18 protein-coding genes and 1 pseudogene are annotated in these 14,222 nt (G+C 63.3%); 8 read left to right on the top strand and 11 right to left on the bottom strand.

The window, feature by feature from the left end; genetic code table 11:
- The first annotated feature begins 263 nt into the window (after nucleotides 1-263).
- The 6 genes from lptC (at nucleotide 264) to ptsN (ending at nucleotide 5,509) form a co-directional block, all read left to right on the top strand.
- Entirely contained in the window at nucleotides 264-977 is a 714-nt protein-coding gene (lptC, locus tag ACSQ3Z_RS22795) for an LPS export ABC transporter periplasmic protein LptC (protein WP_436173512.1), read from the top strand.
- On the top strand, nucleotides 964-1,545 hold the full coding sequence (locus ACSQ3Z_RS22790; RefSeq protein ID WP_436173511.1) for an LptA/OstA family protein: 582 nt from the start codon (nucleotides 964-966) through the stop codon (nucleotides 1,543-1,545). The genes lptC and ACSQ3Z_RS22790 overlap by 14 nt, the downstream gene beginning before the upstream one ends.
- Complete coding sequence (lptB, locus tag ACSQ3Z_RS22785; protein ID WP_006200390.1) at nucleotides 1,545-2,363, top strand: LPS export ABC transporter ATP-binding protein; 819 nt, start codon at nucleotides 1,545-1,547, stop codon at nucleotides 2,361-2,363. The genes ACSQ3Z_RS22790 and lptB overlap by 1 nt, the downstream gene beginning before the upstream one ends.
- 213 nt (nucleotides 2,364-2,576) lie before the next feature.
- Nucleotides 2,577-4,106, top strand: a complete 1,530-nt coding sequence (rpoN, locus tag ACSQ3Z_RS22780) for an RNA polymerase factor sigma-54 (RefSeq protein ID WP_436173510.1) — start codon at nucleotides 2,577-2,579, stop codon at nucleotides 4,104-4,106.
- Nucleotides 4,107-4,397: 291 nt separating this feature from the next.
- Nucleotides 4,398-4,982: a ribosome hibernation-promoting factor, HPF/YfiA family gene (hpf, locus tag ACSQ3Z_RS22775; protein WP_436173509.1), complete on the top strand. Its 585-nt coding sequence runs from the start codon at nucleotides 4,398-4,400 to the stop codon at nucleotides 4,980-4,982.
- A 62-nt stretch (nucleotides 4,983-5,044) separates the two neighbouring features.
- Nucleotides 5,045-5,509 carry a PTS IIA-like nitrogen regulatory protein PtsN gene (ptsN, locus tag ACSQ3Z_RS22770; protein ID WP_006200387.1) on the top strand — a complete coding sequence of 155 codons (465 nt, stop codon included), beginning with the start codon at nucleotides 5,045-5,047 and terminating at the stop codon, nucleotides 5,507-5,509.
- 72 nt (nucleotides 5,510-5,581) lie between these two features.
- Here the strand turns inward: ptsN and ACSQ3Z_RS22765 are convergent, their stop codons facing one another.
- Nucleotides 5,582-5,839 carry a DUF1150 family protein gene (locus ACSQ3Z_RS22765; RefSeq protein ID WP_120013971.1) on the bottom strand — a complete coding sequence of 86 codons (258 nt, stop codon included), beginning with the start codon at nucleotides 5,837-5,839 and terminating at the stop codon, nucleotides 5,582-5,584.
- 64 nt (nucleotides 5,840-5,903) lie between these two features.
- Nucleotides 5,904-6,329 (bottom strand): Hsp20 family protein, encoded by a 426-nt coding sequence (locus tag ACSQ3Z_RS22760; protein ID WP_436173508.1) that lies wholly within the window; start codon nucleotides 6,327-6,329, stop codon nucleotides 5,904-5,906.
- Nucleotides 6,330-6,471: 142 nt separating this feature from the next.
- Here ACSQ3Z_RS22760 and ACSQ3Z_RS22755 point away from each other — a divergent pair, with 142 nt between their 5' ends.
- A complete protein-coding gene (locus tag ACSQ3Z_RS22755) occupies nucleotides 6,472-7,413 on the top strand; it encodes a nucleoside hydrolase (protein WP_436173507.1) in 942 nt (313 codons plus the stop codon).
- 166 nt (nucleotides 7,414-7,579) lie between these two features.
- Here the strand turns inward: ACSQ3Z_RS22755 and ACSQ3Z_RS22750 are convergent, their stop codons facing one another.
- The 8 genes and pseudogenes from ACSQ3Z_RS22750 to ACSQ3Z_RS22715 all read right to left on the bottom strand — a co-directional run bounded on the left by ACSQ3Z_RS22750 (nucleotide 7,580) and on the right by ACSQ3Z_RS22715 (nucleotide 12,759).
- Nucleotides 7,580-7,852 carry a hypothetical protein gene (locus ACSQ3Z_RS22750; protein WP_436173506.1) on the bottom strand — a complete coding sequence of 91 codons (273 nt, stop codon included), beginning with the start codon at nucleotides 7,850-7,852 and terminating at the stop codon, nucleotides 7,580-7,582.
- Nucleotides 7,853-7,979: 127 nt separating this feature from the next.
- Nucleotides 7,980-8,594, bottom strand: coding sequence for a LysE family translocator (locus ACSQ3Z_RS22745; RefSeq protein ID WP_436173505.1), 615 nt, complete (start codon nucleotides 8,592-8,594; stop codon nucleotides 7,980-7,982).
- A gap of 111 nt (nucleotides 8,595-8,705) precedes the next feature.
- Nucleotides 8,706-10,166, bottom strand: coding sequence for an amidase (locus tag ACSQ3Z_RS22740; protein WP_436173504.1), 1,461 nt, complete (start codon nucleotides 10,164-10,166; stop codon nucleotides 8,706-8,708).
- A gap of 17 nt (nucleotides 10,167-10,183) precedes the next feature.
- On the bottom strand, nucleotides 10,184-11,092 hold the full coding sequence (locus tag ACSQ3Z_RS22735) for a ribokinase (RefSeq protein ID WP_436173503.1): 909 nt from the start codon (nucleotides 11,090-11,092) through the stop codon (nucleotides 10,184-10,186).
- A 78-nt stretch (nucleotides 11,093-11,170) separates the two neighbouring features.
- Complete coding sequence (locus ACSQ3Z_RS22730; protein WP_436173502.1) at nucleotides 11,171-11,653, bottom strand: hypothetical protein; 483 nt, start codon at nucleotides 11,651-11,653, stop codon at nucleotides 11,171-11,173.
- Nucleotides 11,628-12,131, bottom strand: a pseudogene (locus ACSQ3Z_RS22725) (hypothetical protein). Before ACSQ3Z_RS22725 ends, ACSQ3Z_RS22730 begins: the two are co-directional and overlap by 26 nt.
- Nucleotides 12,098-12,490, bottom strand: a complete 393-nt coding sequence (locus tag ACSQ3Z_RS22720) for a hypothetical protein (protein ID WP_436173501.1) — start codon at nucleotides 12,488-12,490, stop codon at nucleotides 12,098-12,100. The pseudogene ACSQ3Z_RS22725 and the gene ACSQ3Z_RS22720 overlap by 34 nt, the downstream one beginning before the upstream one ends.
- Nucleotides 12,491-12,513: 23 nt before the next feature.
- The gene (locus ACSQ3Z_RS22715; protein ID WP_436173500.1) at nucleotides 12,514-12,759 is read right to left on the bottom strand and encodes a hypothetical protein; all 246 of its coding nucleotides are present in this window, start codon (nucleotides 12,757-12,759) and stop codon (nucleotides 12,514-12,516) included.
- A 72-nt stretch (nucleotides 12,760-12,831) separates the two neighbouring features.
- Between ACSQ3Z_RS22715 and ACSQ3Z_RS22710 the strand changes: the two genes are divergently transcribed.
- Nucleotides 12,832-13,062 carry a hypothetical protein gene (locus ACSQ3Z_RS22710; RefSeq protein WP_436173499.1) on the top strand — a complete coding sequence of 77 codons (231 nt, stop codon included), beginning with the start codon at nucleotides 12,832-12,834 and terminating at the stop codon, nucleotides 13,060-13,062.
- Between the two features lie 157 nt (nucleotides 13,063-13,219).
- On the opposite strand, the gene ACSQ3Z_RS22705 is transcribed toward ACSQ3Z_RS22710, so the two are convergent.
- On the bottom strand, nucleotides 13,220-14,125 hold the full coding sequence (locus tag ACSQ3Z_RS22705) for a methylated-DNA--[protein]-cysteine S-methyltransferase (RefSeq protein WP_436173498.1): 906 nt from the start codon (nucleotides 14,123-14,125) through the stop codon (nucleotides 13,220-13,222).
- Nucleotides 14,126-14,222 lie beyond the last annotated feature (97 nt).

The raw sequence follows: 14,222 nt of genomic DNA, 5'->3' as shown, positions 1-14,222 counted from the left end.
AGCGCCAACGCCCGGCTACCGTTTCCTGAGGGTCTGCACGGGACGCAGGATTGTCTGCGGCTGCGAAGCGGCGTTTCACGAAAAATTTACGCTGCCTGTCCGTATCTGCTATGAAGTGCGGAAATTGTGTTGCCTTCTTTTCCGTTTGTAAGACAGCGGCCGTCATATTTTTGCGGTTTTCCTCGGCTTGTGCTTGCTTGCGGGGGCCGGCATCCCACCTATAGGCGGTGTTTTGGCGGGCAAGGGTTTATTAGAAAATAGTCATGTTAGCGCGATCGAACGAACAGACCAATGCCGAGACGGCTTTGGCGCCTGCGGCGCCAGCCGGCACGCGCGGTGACGCCTTCGACCTCGCGCAGCGGCATTCGCGCCGGGTGCGTGTGCTGAAATTCGCGGTGCCGCTGCTTGCGGCCATCATCGCCGTTGCCTTTCCGGTCTACTCCTATCTCGCCGCGCCCGTGTCCATCTCGGTGCAGGCCGACGGCAGTGCCTTCTCCGACGGCAAGCTGGTGATGGCCAACCCCAAGCTCAACGGCTTCACCAAGCAGAAGCTGCCCTATTCGCTGACGGCGCTGCGCGCCATCCAGGACGTCGGCAAGCAAGGCATCATCGATCTGGAAGGCATCAATGCCAAATTGCCGCTGGCGCCCGATAATGTAGCGACGGTCAACGCAACGCGCGGCATCTACGATCGTGACGGTAACACGATGAACCTGACCAGCGACGTCACCGTGACGACAACGGATGGCATCGAGGCCAAGCTCAAATCGATCTTCCTCGACATGGGCAAAGGCACTATGAAGACGAATGATCCGGTCGATGTCAGCCGTGGCGGCTCGCGGATCACGGCGGACACGATGTCGATCCAGGACAATGGCAAGGTCCTGGTCTTCGAAAACAGAGTGCGCGTCAACATCGACGCCGCCAGCCTGAAGGCGGCAGAGGCAAAGAGCGGAGAATCGAATGCGTCGCAGTAGTTCGGCACGGCTTGTGGGCGCGGCATCGGCGCTGCTGCTGCTCGGCCTGGTGCCTTCGTTCGCACAGTCCGGCGCGACCAGCCAGTCCGGCCTCAAACTGTCGGGCGACCAGCCGATCCAGATCGAGAGCGACAAGCTGGAAGTCCGCCAGGCGGACAGCGTCGCCGTGTTCAGCGGCAACGTCACCGTCACGCAAGGGCCGACCATGCTCAAGGCCGGCAAGATGACGGTCTACTATGTCAAGGATCCCAATGCCGCAAAGGGCGCGGCCGCAGGAGCCTCGGCGATGACGGGCTCGGCCAACATCGACCACCTGGTGGTTGAGAACAAAGTCTATATGAAATCGGACGACCAGATCGCCACCGGCGACAACGGCACTTTCGACATGAAGACGCAGGTGCTCGTTCTGTCCGGCAAGGAAGTGGTGCTGTCGCAAGGCCCCAATGTGCTCAAGGGCTGCAAGCTCACCGTGCAGATGAAGACCGGCCTTGCCAATGTCGACGGCTGCGGCGGGCGCGTCATCATGTCGATGACGCCGCCGCCGAAGCAGGGAGCGCCGAAGAACTAATGGCCGGCGTAGCGTCGCTGCTGGCCCGCCTTCCGGGGCGGGCCGCCGGCAAGTTGGGGACACCGGCCACGGCCAACGTCGATTCCGCGAAGTTCAAGGGCACCTTGATCGCCAAGGGCCTGACCAAGAGCTACAAGGGCCGCAAGGTCGTCAGCGGCGTGACCATCGGCGTGCGCGCCGGCGAGGCGGTCGGGCTGCTCGGCCCCAACGGCGCCGGCAAGACGACCTGTTTCTACATGGTCACCGGCCTGGTGCCGGTGGATGAAGGCACGATCGAGATCGATGGCTTCGACGTCACCTCGATGCCGATGTACCGTCGTGCCCGACTTGGCATTGGCTACCTGCCCCAGGAAGCGTCGATCTTCCGTGGCCTGAGCGTCGAACAGAACATCCGCGCCGTGCTCGAAGTGGTTGAAAAGAGCCGCAAGGAGCGCGAGCGCAGCCTCGACGAGCTGCTCGAGGAGTTCCACATCAGCCATCTGCGCAAGGCGCCGTCGCTGTCGCTTTCCGGTGGTGAACGGCGTCGCCTCGAAATCGCCCGCGCCCTGGCGACGCGCCCGGCCTACATGCTGCTCGACGAGCCCTTCGCCGGCATCGACCCGATTGCCGTCGCCGACATCCAGCAGCTTGTCCGTCACCTGACGGCGCGCGGCATCGGCGTGCTGATCACCGACCACAATGTACGCGAGACGCTCGGCCTCATCGACCGCGCCTACATCATCCATGCCGGCCAGGTGCTGACGCATGGCCGCGCCGACGAGGTGGTCGCCAATGCGGATGTGCGGCGTCTCTATCTCGGCGAGGGTTTTACGCTCTGAGCGTAAAATACGTTTCCCCGCAGTGAATTGGGGCAATTCTCGGTTGTTTTTTGCTATTTTTCGCCCGGATAACGCTCCGGTAAGCGACTCTTGCTAGCGTTTCGCTTGACAAGCAAAAGCCGGGCCAGTCTCTATGCCCGGTCGGAAAAATTGCTCCGCTGTTCCGATGCGTAGACTTCCCAGTGGGTAGAGAAGGGCGTTTGAAACCGAACCATGGCTCTGGCGGCAAAGCTACAGCTACGACAGTCCCAGTCGCTGGTGATGACGCCGCAGCTGATGCAGTCGATTCGGCTGCTGCAGCTCACCCATGTCGAGCTGGAACGCTTCATCGACGACGAGATCGAACGCAATCCGCTGCTTGAGCGCGCCGAGCCGCAGGACGATGCGGCGAGCGACCAGGCGCAGAAGAACGATGCCGCGCCCGAGCCCGCCGCCGATGGGGACTGGTTCGAAGCCGAGACGCAATGGAGCGCCGAGGCGATCTCGGAAAAGCTCGACTCTTCGCTGGAGAACCTCTTTCCCGACGATCCTGGCACCAGCGAACGGCTCGGACCCGACCTCACGGCGCAGTGGAAATCGGCCTCCGGCAACGGTGCCGGTGCATCTTCGTCCGAAGGCTTCGACGTCGGCGACATGGCGGCCACGGCAATCACGCTGCGCGAGCATGTCGGCGAGCAGATCGCCCTTGCCTTCGCCGATCCGGCGGCGCGGCTGATCGCCGGCGAGCTTGCCGACGGCCTCGACGAGGCCGGCTATCTGCGCGCCGATACGGCCGAGATCGCCGCCCGTCTCGGCGCGAACGCGACGGCGGTGGCCAAGGTGCTTGGCGTTTGCCAGACATTCGAGCCTGCCGGGCTGTTTGCCCGTGACCTCGCGGAATGCCTGTCGCTGCAGCTTGCCGTGCGCGACCGGCTCGATCCAGCGATGGAGGCGCTGGTCGCCAATCTGGAGCTTTTGGCGCGGCGCGATTTCCAGACGCTGAAACGCATCTGCGGTGTCGACGAGGAGGATCTTCTCGACATGCTGGCCGAAATCCGGGCGCTCGACCCTCGCCCCGGAACGGCATTTTTGGGCGGCGCCAGTGACGCAATCGTTGCCGATGTCGAGGTGCGGGCGGCCAATGACGGCAGCTGGACGGTGGAACTCAACGCCGAAACGCTGCCGCGCGTGCTGGTCGACCATATCTATTTCGCGCGGGTTTCCGGCCACGCGAAAAACCAGACGGAAAAGGATTTCCTGGCCGAGTGCCTGCAGAACGCCAACTGGCTGACGCGCAGCCTTGATCAGCGGGCGAAGACCATCCTCAAGGTGGCGTCGGAAATCGTGCGCCAGCAAGACGCCTTCCTGGTCCATGGCGTGCGCCAGCTGAAGCCGCTCAATTTGCGCACGGTGGCGGACGCCATCGGCATGCACGAATCGACCGTCAGCCGGGTCACGGCGAACAAATACATGCTGACGCCGCGCGGCGTGTTCGAGTTGCGCTACTTCTTCACCGCCTCGATCGCTTCAGCGGGCGGCGGCGATGCCCATTCCTCGGAAGCGGTGCGTGACCGCATCAAGCAGTTGATCGACGAGGAAAAGTCCGTCGACGTGCTTTCCGACGACGCCATCGTCGATATGCTGAGGGAAAGCGGTGTCGACATCGCCCGGCGCACCGTCGCCAAGTACCGGGAAGGCATGAACATTCCCTCGTCGGTGCAGCGACGGCGCGAAAAACGGGCCATGGCCAGCGTCGGGCGTTGATACGGCCCCAAAATGGGCCCTGCGAGACGGCCGGATTTCCACAGTTTTCGTGCTTCATTGACAAGCCGCAATGAAGTGGCTAGAAGCCCGCCCGCATGAGACGGGCTCGAAGCCCGCATGCGAATGGTCCGTCACGGCGAAGGCCACGGGACGGCCAAGAAGGCGGCTTGTGATCAATCGGAAAGTCCGGATTTAAAAACAGCGGGAGTGCCGCCGCAAAGCTTGTGCGCACGGACCACGAGTATAAACTCGGGGCAGTTTGAAGCCTGAGCAGGGAAGGTCAGTTTTCAGATGAAACTGCGCATATCGGGAAAACACATGGATATCGGCGATGCGTTTCGTACGCGCATCAACGACCGTGTCGGCGAGGCGATCGGAAAATATTTCGACCGCGGTTTTTCAGGGCATGTCACGGTCATCAAATCAGGGTCGCGCTATTCCGCCGACTGCATGATCCGGCTTGATTCCGGCGCTTCGTTGCAGGCGACCGGCGACGCCCAGGATCCGACGCTGGCCTTCGAGGCCGCGGCAGACCGCCTGGAGACGCGGCTTCGGCGCTACAAGCGCCGGCTGAAGTCGCACAATTCCGGCAATGGAAACGGCGAACCCACCGACGTCGCTTACGCGGTGATGGCGCCGCTTGCCGACGACGACGAGGAGATACCGGAGAATTTCGCGCCGGCCATCGTCGCCGAATCGACCATGACGCTGCGCACCATGTCGGTGGCGTCGGCCGTCATCGAGCTAGACACCAAGGACAGCCCGGTTTTCGTCTTCCGCAATGCCGGGAACGATCATCTCAACATCGTCTATCGCCGGCCGGATGGAAACATCGGCTGGATCGATCCGTCCACGACCAAAGTCGCACAGGGATAAGAAGCCAGCCGCGCGAGGGGGCGAGGACTGGCGGGCGGCGGGCGAACAAGGGAATTTCAAGCATGGATCTGAGCGATCTGATCAACGTTCCGGCGATCATGCCGGCGTTGAAGGCGAACTCAAAGAAGCAGCTGCTGCAATTGCTGTCCGAAAGGGCGGCGGCGATTTCCGGCATTCCGGAGCGGGAGGTGTTCGACACCATCCTGCAGCGCGAGCGGCTGGGTTCCACCGGTGTCGGCAACGGCATCGCCATTCCGCACGGCAAGCTGGCCGGGGTGAAGCGCATTGCGGGCGTCTTTGCCCGGCTGGAGACGCCGGTCGATTTCGAGGCGCTGGACGACCAGCCGGTCGATCTGGTGTTCCTGCTGCTGGCGCCGGAAGGTGCGGGCGCCGACCACCTCAAGGCCTTGTCGCGCATCGCGCGGGTGCTGCGCGATGCCGACACGGTGGCCAAGATCAGGGGCACGCGCGACGCTGTCGCGATCCACGCGCTTTTGTCGGACACACAGGCTTCGCACGCGGCCTGAAGTTTCTTTGGGATAAATCGTCCAAGGGCCGCCGCGGGCGGCCCTTTCCATTCAGGAGATGACCCAGTCGCCTTAGTGGATAGCGACGGTGGTCAGGTCGTTCTCCAGCGCGCCCGCCAGAGCCCGGTCGCGGGCGTCCGAAAGCAGGATCGGCTGGCCGTTGGCGGCAAACAGCGCCCACAGCTCCATGCCGGGCGCGATTTCGCCGAGGCCGGGGAAGCGCCCGCGCAGATCGTCGCTCGACACTTTCCTCAGATAGGCGACCGTACCTTCGCCGAGATGGGCGAATTCGCCGCTGGTCATGGTGAGATTTTCGTCAGTTCTGGTCATTTCAAGCCTCCTTGGCGCGAGGACGCCGCTCAAGGCCGCCTCGCATGAGAGCCATCGGTGAGGATCAGTCTTTCACCGATATGTTTATTTTCCGTACCAGCCGCTCGGCCTCCGGTCGGTCGAGATCGATCGACAGCAGGCCGTTCTTCAGCTCCGCCGCAATCACCCGCATGCCTTCGGCCAGCACGAAACAACGCTGGAACTGGCGCGCGGCGATGCCGCGGTGAAGGAATTCGCGCTCGGTGTCGTCGTTCTGACGGCCGCGCACGATCAACTGGTTCTCTTCCGTGGTGACATCGAGGTCGCTTTCGGCGAAACCCGCTACTGCAAGCGTGATGCGCAGCCTTTCGGCCATGCCGTCAGCACCGCCGAGGCGCTCGATGTTGTACGGGGGGTAGCTGTCGCCAGACTTCGCCAGGCGTTCGAGCGTCTTTTCCATGGCGTCGAAACCCAGGAGAAGCGGACTCGAAAAGGGCGTCATTCGGCTCATGTTACAGTGTCCTCTCAAGAGCGACATAAACCGGAAAAACCCAGATGGCATTTTTCCCGATGGTCTTGATATGGTCTGCCCCACGGCCAAGTTCAAGCCATCAAAAACCCCGCCCAAAAGACTCCCCAGACAAGGAATTGAAATGCCCCAATCCCGCAAGATCATCATCGACACGGATCCCGGCCAGGATGATGCCGTCGCCATATTGCTGGCGCTCGGCAGCGCCGAACTGGACATCGTCGGCATATCAGCTGTTGCCGGCAACGTGCCGTTGAACCTTACCGAAAAGAACGCGCGCAAGATCTGCGAGCTGGCCGGACGGCCCGATATCAAGGTCTATGCCGGCGCCATCCGGCCGCTGGCGCGCGAACTGGTCACCGCCGAGGAAGTGCATGGCAAGACCGGCCTCAACGGGCCGCAATTGCCCGACCCGACGATGAAGCTGCAGGACCAGTATGCGGTCGATTTCATCATCGAAACGCTGATGAACGACCCGAGCGGCACGATCACGCTCTGCGCGCTCGGGCCGCTTACCAACGTCGCGCTGGCGCTGATTCGCGAGCCGAAGATCGCGCCGCGCATCAAGGAAATCGTGCTGATGGGCGGCGGTTTCTTCGAGGGCGGCAACGTCACGCCGACGGCCGAATTCAACATCTATGTCGACCCGCATGCAGCCGATGTCGTGTTCAAAGCCGGCATTCCGATCGTCATGATGCCGCTCGACGTCACCCACAAGGCGCTGACCACCGCCACGCGCACCCAAGCCTTTCGCAAGCTCGGCACCAGGGTCGGCACGGCAACGGCGGAGATGCTGGAGTTTTTCGAGCGCTTCGACGAGGAGAAATACGGCACCGACGGCGGGCCGCTGCACGACCCCTGCGTCATCGCCTATCTGCTGAAGCCGGAGCTGTTCAACGGCCGCAACTGCAACGTGACCGTGGAGACCGCCTCCGAGCTCACCATGGGCATGACCGTGATCGACTGGTGGGGCGTGACCAAGCGTCCGAAGAACGCCATGGTGATGCGCGACATCGACCATGATGCGTTTTTCGCATTGCTGGTGGAGCGGCTGGGGCGACTTTAAAAGCTCCCTTCTCCCCGTTTACGGGGAGAAGGTGCCGGCAGGCGGATGAAGGGCGGCGCATTCGTCGAGATTTTGCCTGCAACCCCGGCGCCGCCCCTCACCCGATCGCTTCGCGACCACCCTCTCCCCGTAAACGGGGCGAGGGAAGAGGTGCGCCGGTTATCGCTCACTCAGCAAACCGATAAAAGACAAAGCCATTGTCGCGTGTGACGCGTTCTATGTTTGCGGGTGAGCCGATCAAATGCGGGCGTTCGTCCTTGATAAGAACAGACGAACCGTTCTCGATAGAAACCAGATAGATGCCGCGGCCGTGGTCCCACTGGACACTTTTGACCGTTGCGTCGACTGTGTCGACCGACCGGATCGGGCTGGCATCATTGGCCCATTTGTTCATGGCCGAGGGAACCATCACTGCGAACAAGGCGACGATCAGGATCACACCGAGCGCGTTCCTTTTCAAATCCGCATAAGTCCATGACACCGACATGAATCCCCCGATGTCGATTCATGTGGTGGCAAGAAGGCCGACTTTCAATCGGCTTTTTGTTCCGGCGATGTACTGCTGGTTACTTCGCCTTTGAAAACGCCAGCCACAGGCCGCCGCCGACCAGGAAGCTGCCGCTGATCCTGGACATGAGCTTGACGCGGCTGGCCGACAGCAGGCGTCCGGCGCGGCCGGCGGCGAGCGCGTAGGTCGAATCCGACACGGCAGCGAAGACCATCGCGGTGAGGCCCATCACAACGATCTGCAGCGAATAATTGCCTTCAGGGGCGATGAACTGCGGAAAGAAGGCGCCGAAGAAGACCAGCGTCTTGGGGTTGCTGATCGCCACCAGCAGGCCCTGCAGGAAGAAGCCGCCGCGCGGTTTTTTCGCCGATCCGTCGGCATTCAGCGTGCCTTTCGAGCGGAACATCTGAACGCCCATCCAGATCAGATAGGCGGCGCCGATCAACCGGACCCATTCGAACCAGTGGCCCATGCCCGCGATCAGCGACGTGAGGCCGATGCCGACAACCGCGATCATGATGGCAAGCCCGGCCTGCGTGCCGGCGACATTGGCAAGGCCGGCACGCGAACCGTGGCGGATGCTGTTGGCGATGATCAGCGTCACCGTTGGTCCGGGCACCAGGATGATGACGAGACAGGCAAGCAGATAGGCGGCGTAAAGTTCCAGCGACATGGGGGGTCCCTCGACAGAATGCCGCTATGCGACGCGGCCATGTCAAATCAATGCATGGGATCGCCGTCGGCGCAAGCCGGTGGAATTGGCACCGATAGAACCAGGCTGGCTTCAGGAGGCGCCGGCCTGCCACGGCAGCGTCGCCTCATAGGCCCCTCCCGCCTTGAGCACGGCAAGGTCGCCGCGCGGCTGACCGATCAGCTGCATGCCCATCGGCCGGCCCTTGCCGTCGAAGCCGACCGGCACGTTGAGCGCCGGACAGCCGCCCAGCGTGGCGAAGGCTGAGACCTGCATCCAGCGGTGGTAGCTGTCCATGTCGCGCCCGGCCACCTGGCTCGGCCAATGGGTGGAGACCGCGAACGGAAAGACCTGCGCGGTTGGCAGCGCGACGAGGTCGAAGCGCTCGAACAGCGACAGCAGCGTTTTGTGCCAGGACGAGCGCCGCACCGTGGCGGCATGGACTTGCGGCGCTGTCAGGCGGAGCGCCTGCTCGACTTCCCACACCACTTCAGGCTTCAGAAGCCGGCGCTTGGCCGGGTCGTCGTAATGCGCCTTGAGCGCGCAGCCGCTGCTGGCCTGGCGTAACGTGACAAAAGCCTGCCACAGCGCTTCGAAGTCGACATCCGGTACCAGCGCTTCGCTTTGGAACGACGCGCTGGCGAGCCTGCCGAGAGCCGCCTCGCAAAGATCGAGAATGCCCGGCTCGACCGGCAGATGGCCGCCGAGATCGCCGAGCCAAGCGATGCGGCCGCCGGCCGCCGGTGTTTGCAGTCCCGCCAGGAAAGAGCCCTGCTTGTGATGCGAGAGCGGGGCGCGCGGATGGTAGCCGGCCTGCTCGTCGAGCAGCAGCGCGATGTCGCGCAAATTGCGGCCCATCGGGCCCTCGACGCCCATCTGCGCATGAAAAACGTCGATGTCCGGACCGGCAGGGACAAGTCCCTGCGACGGGCGGAAGCCGTAGACATTGTTGTAGGCCGCCGGATTGCGCAGCGAGCCGCCGAAGTCGCTGCCGTCGGCCACGGGGAGCATGTCGAGCGCCAGCGCCACGGCAGCACCACCGCTCGACCCGCCGGCGGTCAAGGCCGGGTCGAAGGCATTGAGCGTCGGGCCAAACACGCTGTTGTAGGTGTTGGAGCCCAGTCCGAATTCGGGAACATTGGTCTTGCCGATGATGATGGCGCCGGCCTTGCGCACGCGTTCGACGAAGAAATCATCCTCCCCGGGGACGAAATCGGCGAAGATCGGCGAGCCGAACGTGGTTCTGAGGCCCTTGGTCAACGCCAGGTCCTTAATCGCGATCGGCAGGCCGAACAGGGATCCAGCCTCGCCCCCGCGCGCCACATGGGCATCGGCGCTGTCGGCTTCGGCCAGGATGTCGGCAGGGTCACGCAGCGAAACGATGGCATTGACCCGCGGGTTCACCGCCTCGATGCGGTCGAGGAAGGCAGCGACCACCTCACGCACCGAAAGCTGCCGGCGCCTGATACGGTCAGCCAGTTCCACGGCGGACATACGGCAGATATCGCCGGCCGCCGGCACTGCGTGTTTTGTCGTGGGTCGCATGGCTGTCATCCCCTTGAGTTGGCGGTCTAGCCGGCAGCTTTTTGCAAAGCGGCGTCGACATCTTTTGCCAGCGGGATCGCCGGCTGGGCGCCGGGCTTCAGGCAAGCAAGCGAGCCGGCAGCGGCAGCGCGGACGAGCGCCTGTTCGAGCGGCAGACCGGTTGACAGGCCGGAGCCGAAATAGCCGCAAAAGGTGTCGCCGGCGCCGACGGTGTCGACCGGGGTGATCTTCAGCGCCGGCACTGTCAGGAAATTGTCCGGCGTCGCGGCCAGCACGCCGTCGCCGCCGAGCGTGACGACGATGGTGCGGCCGGTCTTGCCGGCATAGTCGCGCATCCGTGCCGGGCGGTCGCGGCCGGCGAGCGAGAGCGCCTCGCCATAGAGGTCGAATTCGGTTTCGTTGGCGACGGCATAGTCGGCCTTGGCGAGAAAGCTGGAGGCCTCGGCGCGGAACGGCGCGGTGTTGAGCACGCTGATCGCGCCGGCCGCCCGGGTTGCGTCGAGCGCGGCCTCGACGGTCTGCAGCGGGATCTCGTGCTGGAGCAGCACGACATCGTTCTTTTTCAGCAGGGCTTTGGCAATGTCGGCCGGCAGCACCGAATCGTTGGCGCCCGGCACCACGGCGATGACGTTCTCGCCGTCGGCGCCGACCAGGATCAGCGCCGTGCCGGTCGAGGCGAAGCTCTCTCCGACGCCCGACAGATCGACTTTCCCGTCCCTGAGCAAGGCGGTTGCCTCGGCAGCGAAACTATCCTTGCCGACAGCGCCCACCATGCGCACCTTGGCACCGGCGCGCGCGGCGGCCAATGCCTGGTTGGCACCCTTGCCGCCGGGCGCCGTAGTGAAACCGGAGCCGCGCACCGTCTCGCCGGGTGCTGGCAAGCGGTCGACATTGGCGATGAGGTCGAGGTTGATCGAGCCGACAACGATAATCAAGAAATGCCTCCTGCTGAATGCGCGGGAGGCTAACCTGTAAGAATGCCGGTTGCCAGTCCATCCGGGTGCCGCGTCTCGTCATTCGCAGCGCACCGTGACCATGCCCTGATAGTTGCCTGCCGGAAAGATGCCGGGTGACTTGGTGGCGGTGAGGTCGACCTGGATGGTGTGGGTGCCATTGGTGACGCGCTGTGGCGAGTTGCCTGGGATGTCGGTGCCCGAGCCATCGAGGCGGAAAACGGTGCCAAAGGTCGTGTTGGTGTCGCCGCCGCTCGGCGCTGAGGTGAAGGCGATCGGCGGCGGCGCCGATACGGAAAAGCAATCCAGCAGATTGAGTATGGAGCAGAGCAGGGAACTCGCGGTGATCGTGGCGCCGGCGCTCGACCCGCCCGCCTGCTTGGAGCCGAAGATGTTGATGGCGGGGTTCGGCGTCATCGTTCCCGAGGCGCCGATCATGATCGTGCAGGTGCCGATGATCGCCGAATGCGCCGGAAGGCAGAAGCCGGCAAGCGCAGCCATCGCAAGCAGCGCCCGGTTATTTCTTGTTCTTTTTCCTGCCATTGCCGTTTCCGGTTCTGATGCTCCAGCCTTCGTCGGCCCATCCGGGTGATGTGGCGACGGGGGCGGGGGCCACGCTTGCCGTCTGGCCGTCGGCGCCGAGGCCCATCTTCAGCAGCTTCAGCTCAAGCTGCAGGCGCTCGACCTCGAGCTCGTAGAGCCGCGCTTCGGCGTCCGCCCGATCGGGATCACCACGCGGCCGTAAGTGGCGAGGTCGCTGTTCGACTGGCTGTTGCTGTTGCCTCTGATGACGCCGACGTCGAGATAGGCGCCGCTGCCGGAAACGGCGGAGCGGCAGGTCGTGCCGTCGGACGCATGAACTTCGTCCTGGCCCTGGGGCAAGGTGACGCCGGGCAGAGTGAAGCCCGTCTGGTTCTGGGTTCAGGTTCAGGATATCCTCGGCAAACCCCTGACTTACGATCGCCCAAGCGGGCAGCAAGGAAAGGGTCAGAACCTGCGATGCCCGAAGAACTTTCCGCATATCTGTGCCCTTATTTGCGTCTGCGCGCTTGGAAAGGGGATACTCTCGGTACAGATACGCACTTTACGCTCGGTCGCGCCGTCGAACGGCACGACCACCAGAACCGGTCTTGATGCCTGGCCAGCCAGCAGGAAGGTGCTCGGCGTGATCCTGGCATCGACGGGTTGGAAATTCTGGTCATAGACGTGGACCTCGACGCGTATGCGCTGGTCATACGGATTGCCCGGGAAGACCCTGACGGCGAAGGCGTCGGTGAAGGACCTGACCTCGCCGCGCATCGGCGTCATCGACTGGGTCGACGCGGCAATGGGAACGAGCGCGACAGCCAGCGCCGCCGCCAGAATTCGACCTTGAGTCAAAGCTCCCTCCTTTCGCGAGGGTGTCATTCGCAGCGAAGCGTGACCGTTGCCTGATAGTTGCCGGCGGAGAAGCGGTTGCTGCCGCCTTTGGTGCCGTCGAGATTGACCGCGACGGTCGAAGTACCGGGTGCCGCCAGCGCGGTCGTGGTGCCGGTTTCCGCAATGGTGTGGGCACCGGTGGAGGCGAAGGTCGGTGTCCAGGTGATGGCCGTGACATCAGAGGCCGGCACGGTGGTGGAGGTGACCGGATCGACGCTGAGCGAAAACACCGCCGGTGGGTGTCGAGCTGGACGCTGCCGGCCGAACCGCCGGCATTGTGGGAGCTCAGCGACTGGAGATTGGTGCTGACCGTCATCGTGCCGTTGGAATTCACCGTCAGCGTGCAGGTCGCGGTTATGGTGCCGTTGAACAGGACGTTTCCGGTAGCGGCCGATGCGGTCTGGTCGATACAGGCGACCAGACCAGCTGCACCAATGGCAGCGCGGAAGAACTTCATCGAGACCTCCTATCAAGCCGGACAGCCCGACCTAACACAAAGGTATTCTCGCTTTATCGTGGTTAATTTAGGGTAAAATTAAATAGTAATGCCCTGGTATAACAAAGAAAACCGGCGAAACCACAGGTTGTCATCGTTTGTATCGTTCCTAGTCGGCGGAGAATAATTATAGGAATACTTATCGATACTGTTATATGCGCTTTTGTGCAACAAAAACAGAAAAAATCGACGTTTCAGGACGCGACCTGCCCCGCCTCCCAGCCGAGGATGGCGCGCTTGCGCGTCAGGCCCCAGTGATAGCCGGTGAGCGCTCCAGATTTGCCAAGCGCGCGATGGCACGGCACGACGAAGGACATCGGGTTGGCGCCGACCGCCGCACCCACTGCCCGGCTGGCGTTCGGTGCGCCGATCCTTTCGGCGATCGAGGAGTAGGTGCAGGCCTTGCCCATCGGGATGCGCAACAGGGCTTCCCAGACGCGCAGTTGGAAGTCGGTGCCGATCATCACCACGCGCAGTGGCTGGTCGGGGCGCCACAGCGTCGGATCGAAGATGCGCGCCGCATAGGGCGCGGTCGCGCTCATGTCCTCGACATAGGTGGCGTTCGGCCAGCGGCCGGACATGTCGGCGAAGACTGCCCGCTCGCCGCCCGGATCGTTGAAGGCAAGCCCGGCCAGCCCGCGGTCGGTGACCATGATCAGGGCAATGCCGAAGGGCGAGATGTGATAGCCGTAGCGGATGGTGAGGCCTGCGCCGCGCGTCTTGTAGTCGCCCGGCGACATCGCTTCGTGGGTGACGAAGAGATCGTGCAGCCGGCCGGGTCCTGACATGCCAAGCTCGAACGAGGTTTCCAGCAGCGGCATGCCGGAATCGAGCAGCTTGCGCGCATGGTCGAGAGTGACCGCCTGCAGGAAGGCCTTGGGCGACAGGCCGGCCCAGCGGGTGAACAGCTTTTGCAGGCCGGTCGGGGTCTCGCCGACGTCCTCGGCCAGAACTTCGAGCGAAGGCTGGTCGCGATAGTCGAGACTGATCTTCTCGATGGCGCGGCGGACCACTTCATAGTCGCTGCCTTCGGGCGTGATGTCGTTCTCAAGGATCGCGGTCGGCTTCATCTGGGTATTCATGGTCATCTGGGCGTTCATGGCAATATCTCCTTGACCGCGAATATCGTTCCTCCTGCCCTTTGCCACCACCCGAAACTTGCCTTCCTGCCGCGCTTACCCAGATAGAATTGGCTTC

Source organism: Mesorhizobium sp. LjNodule214 (assembly GCF_964252735.1).
GTDB lineage: Bacteria > Pseudomonadota > Alphaproteobacteria > Rhizobiales > Rhizobiaceae > Mesorhizobium.
This window is presented reverse-complemented; position numbering and strand designations above follow the sequence as displayed.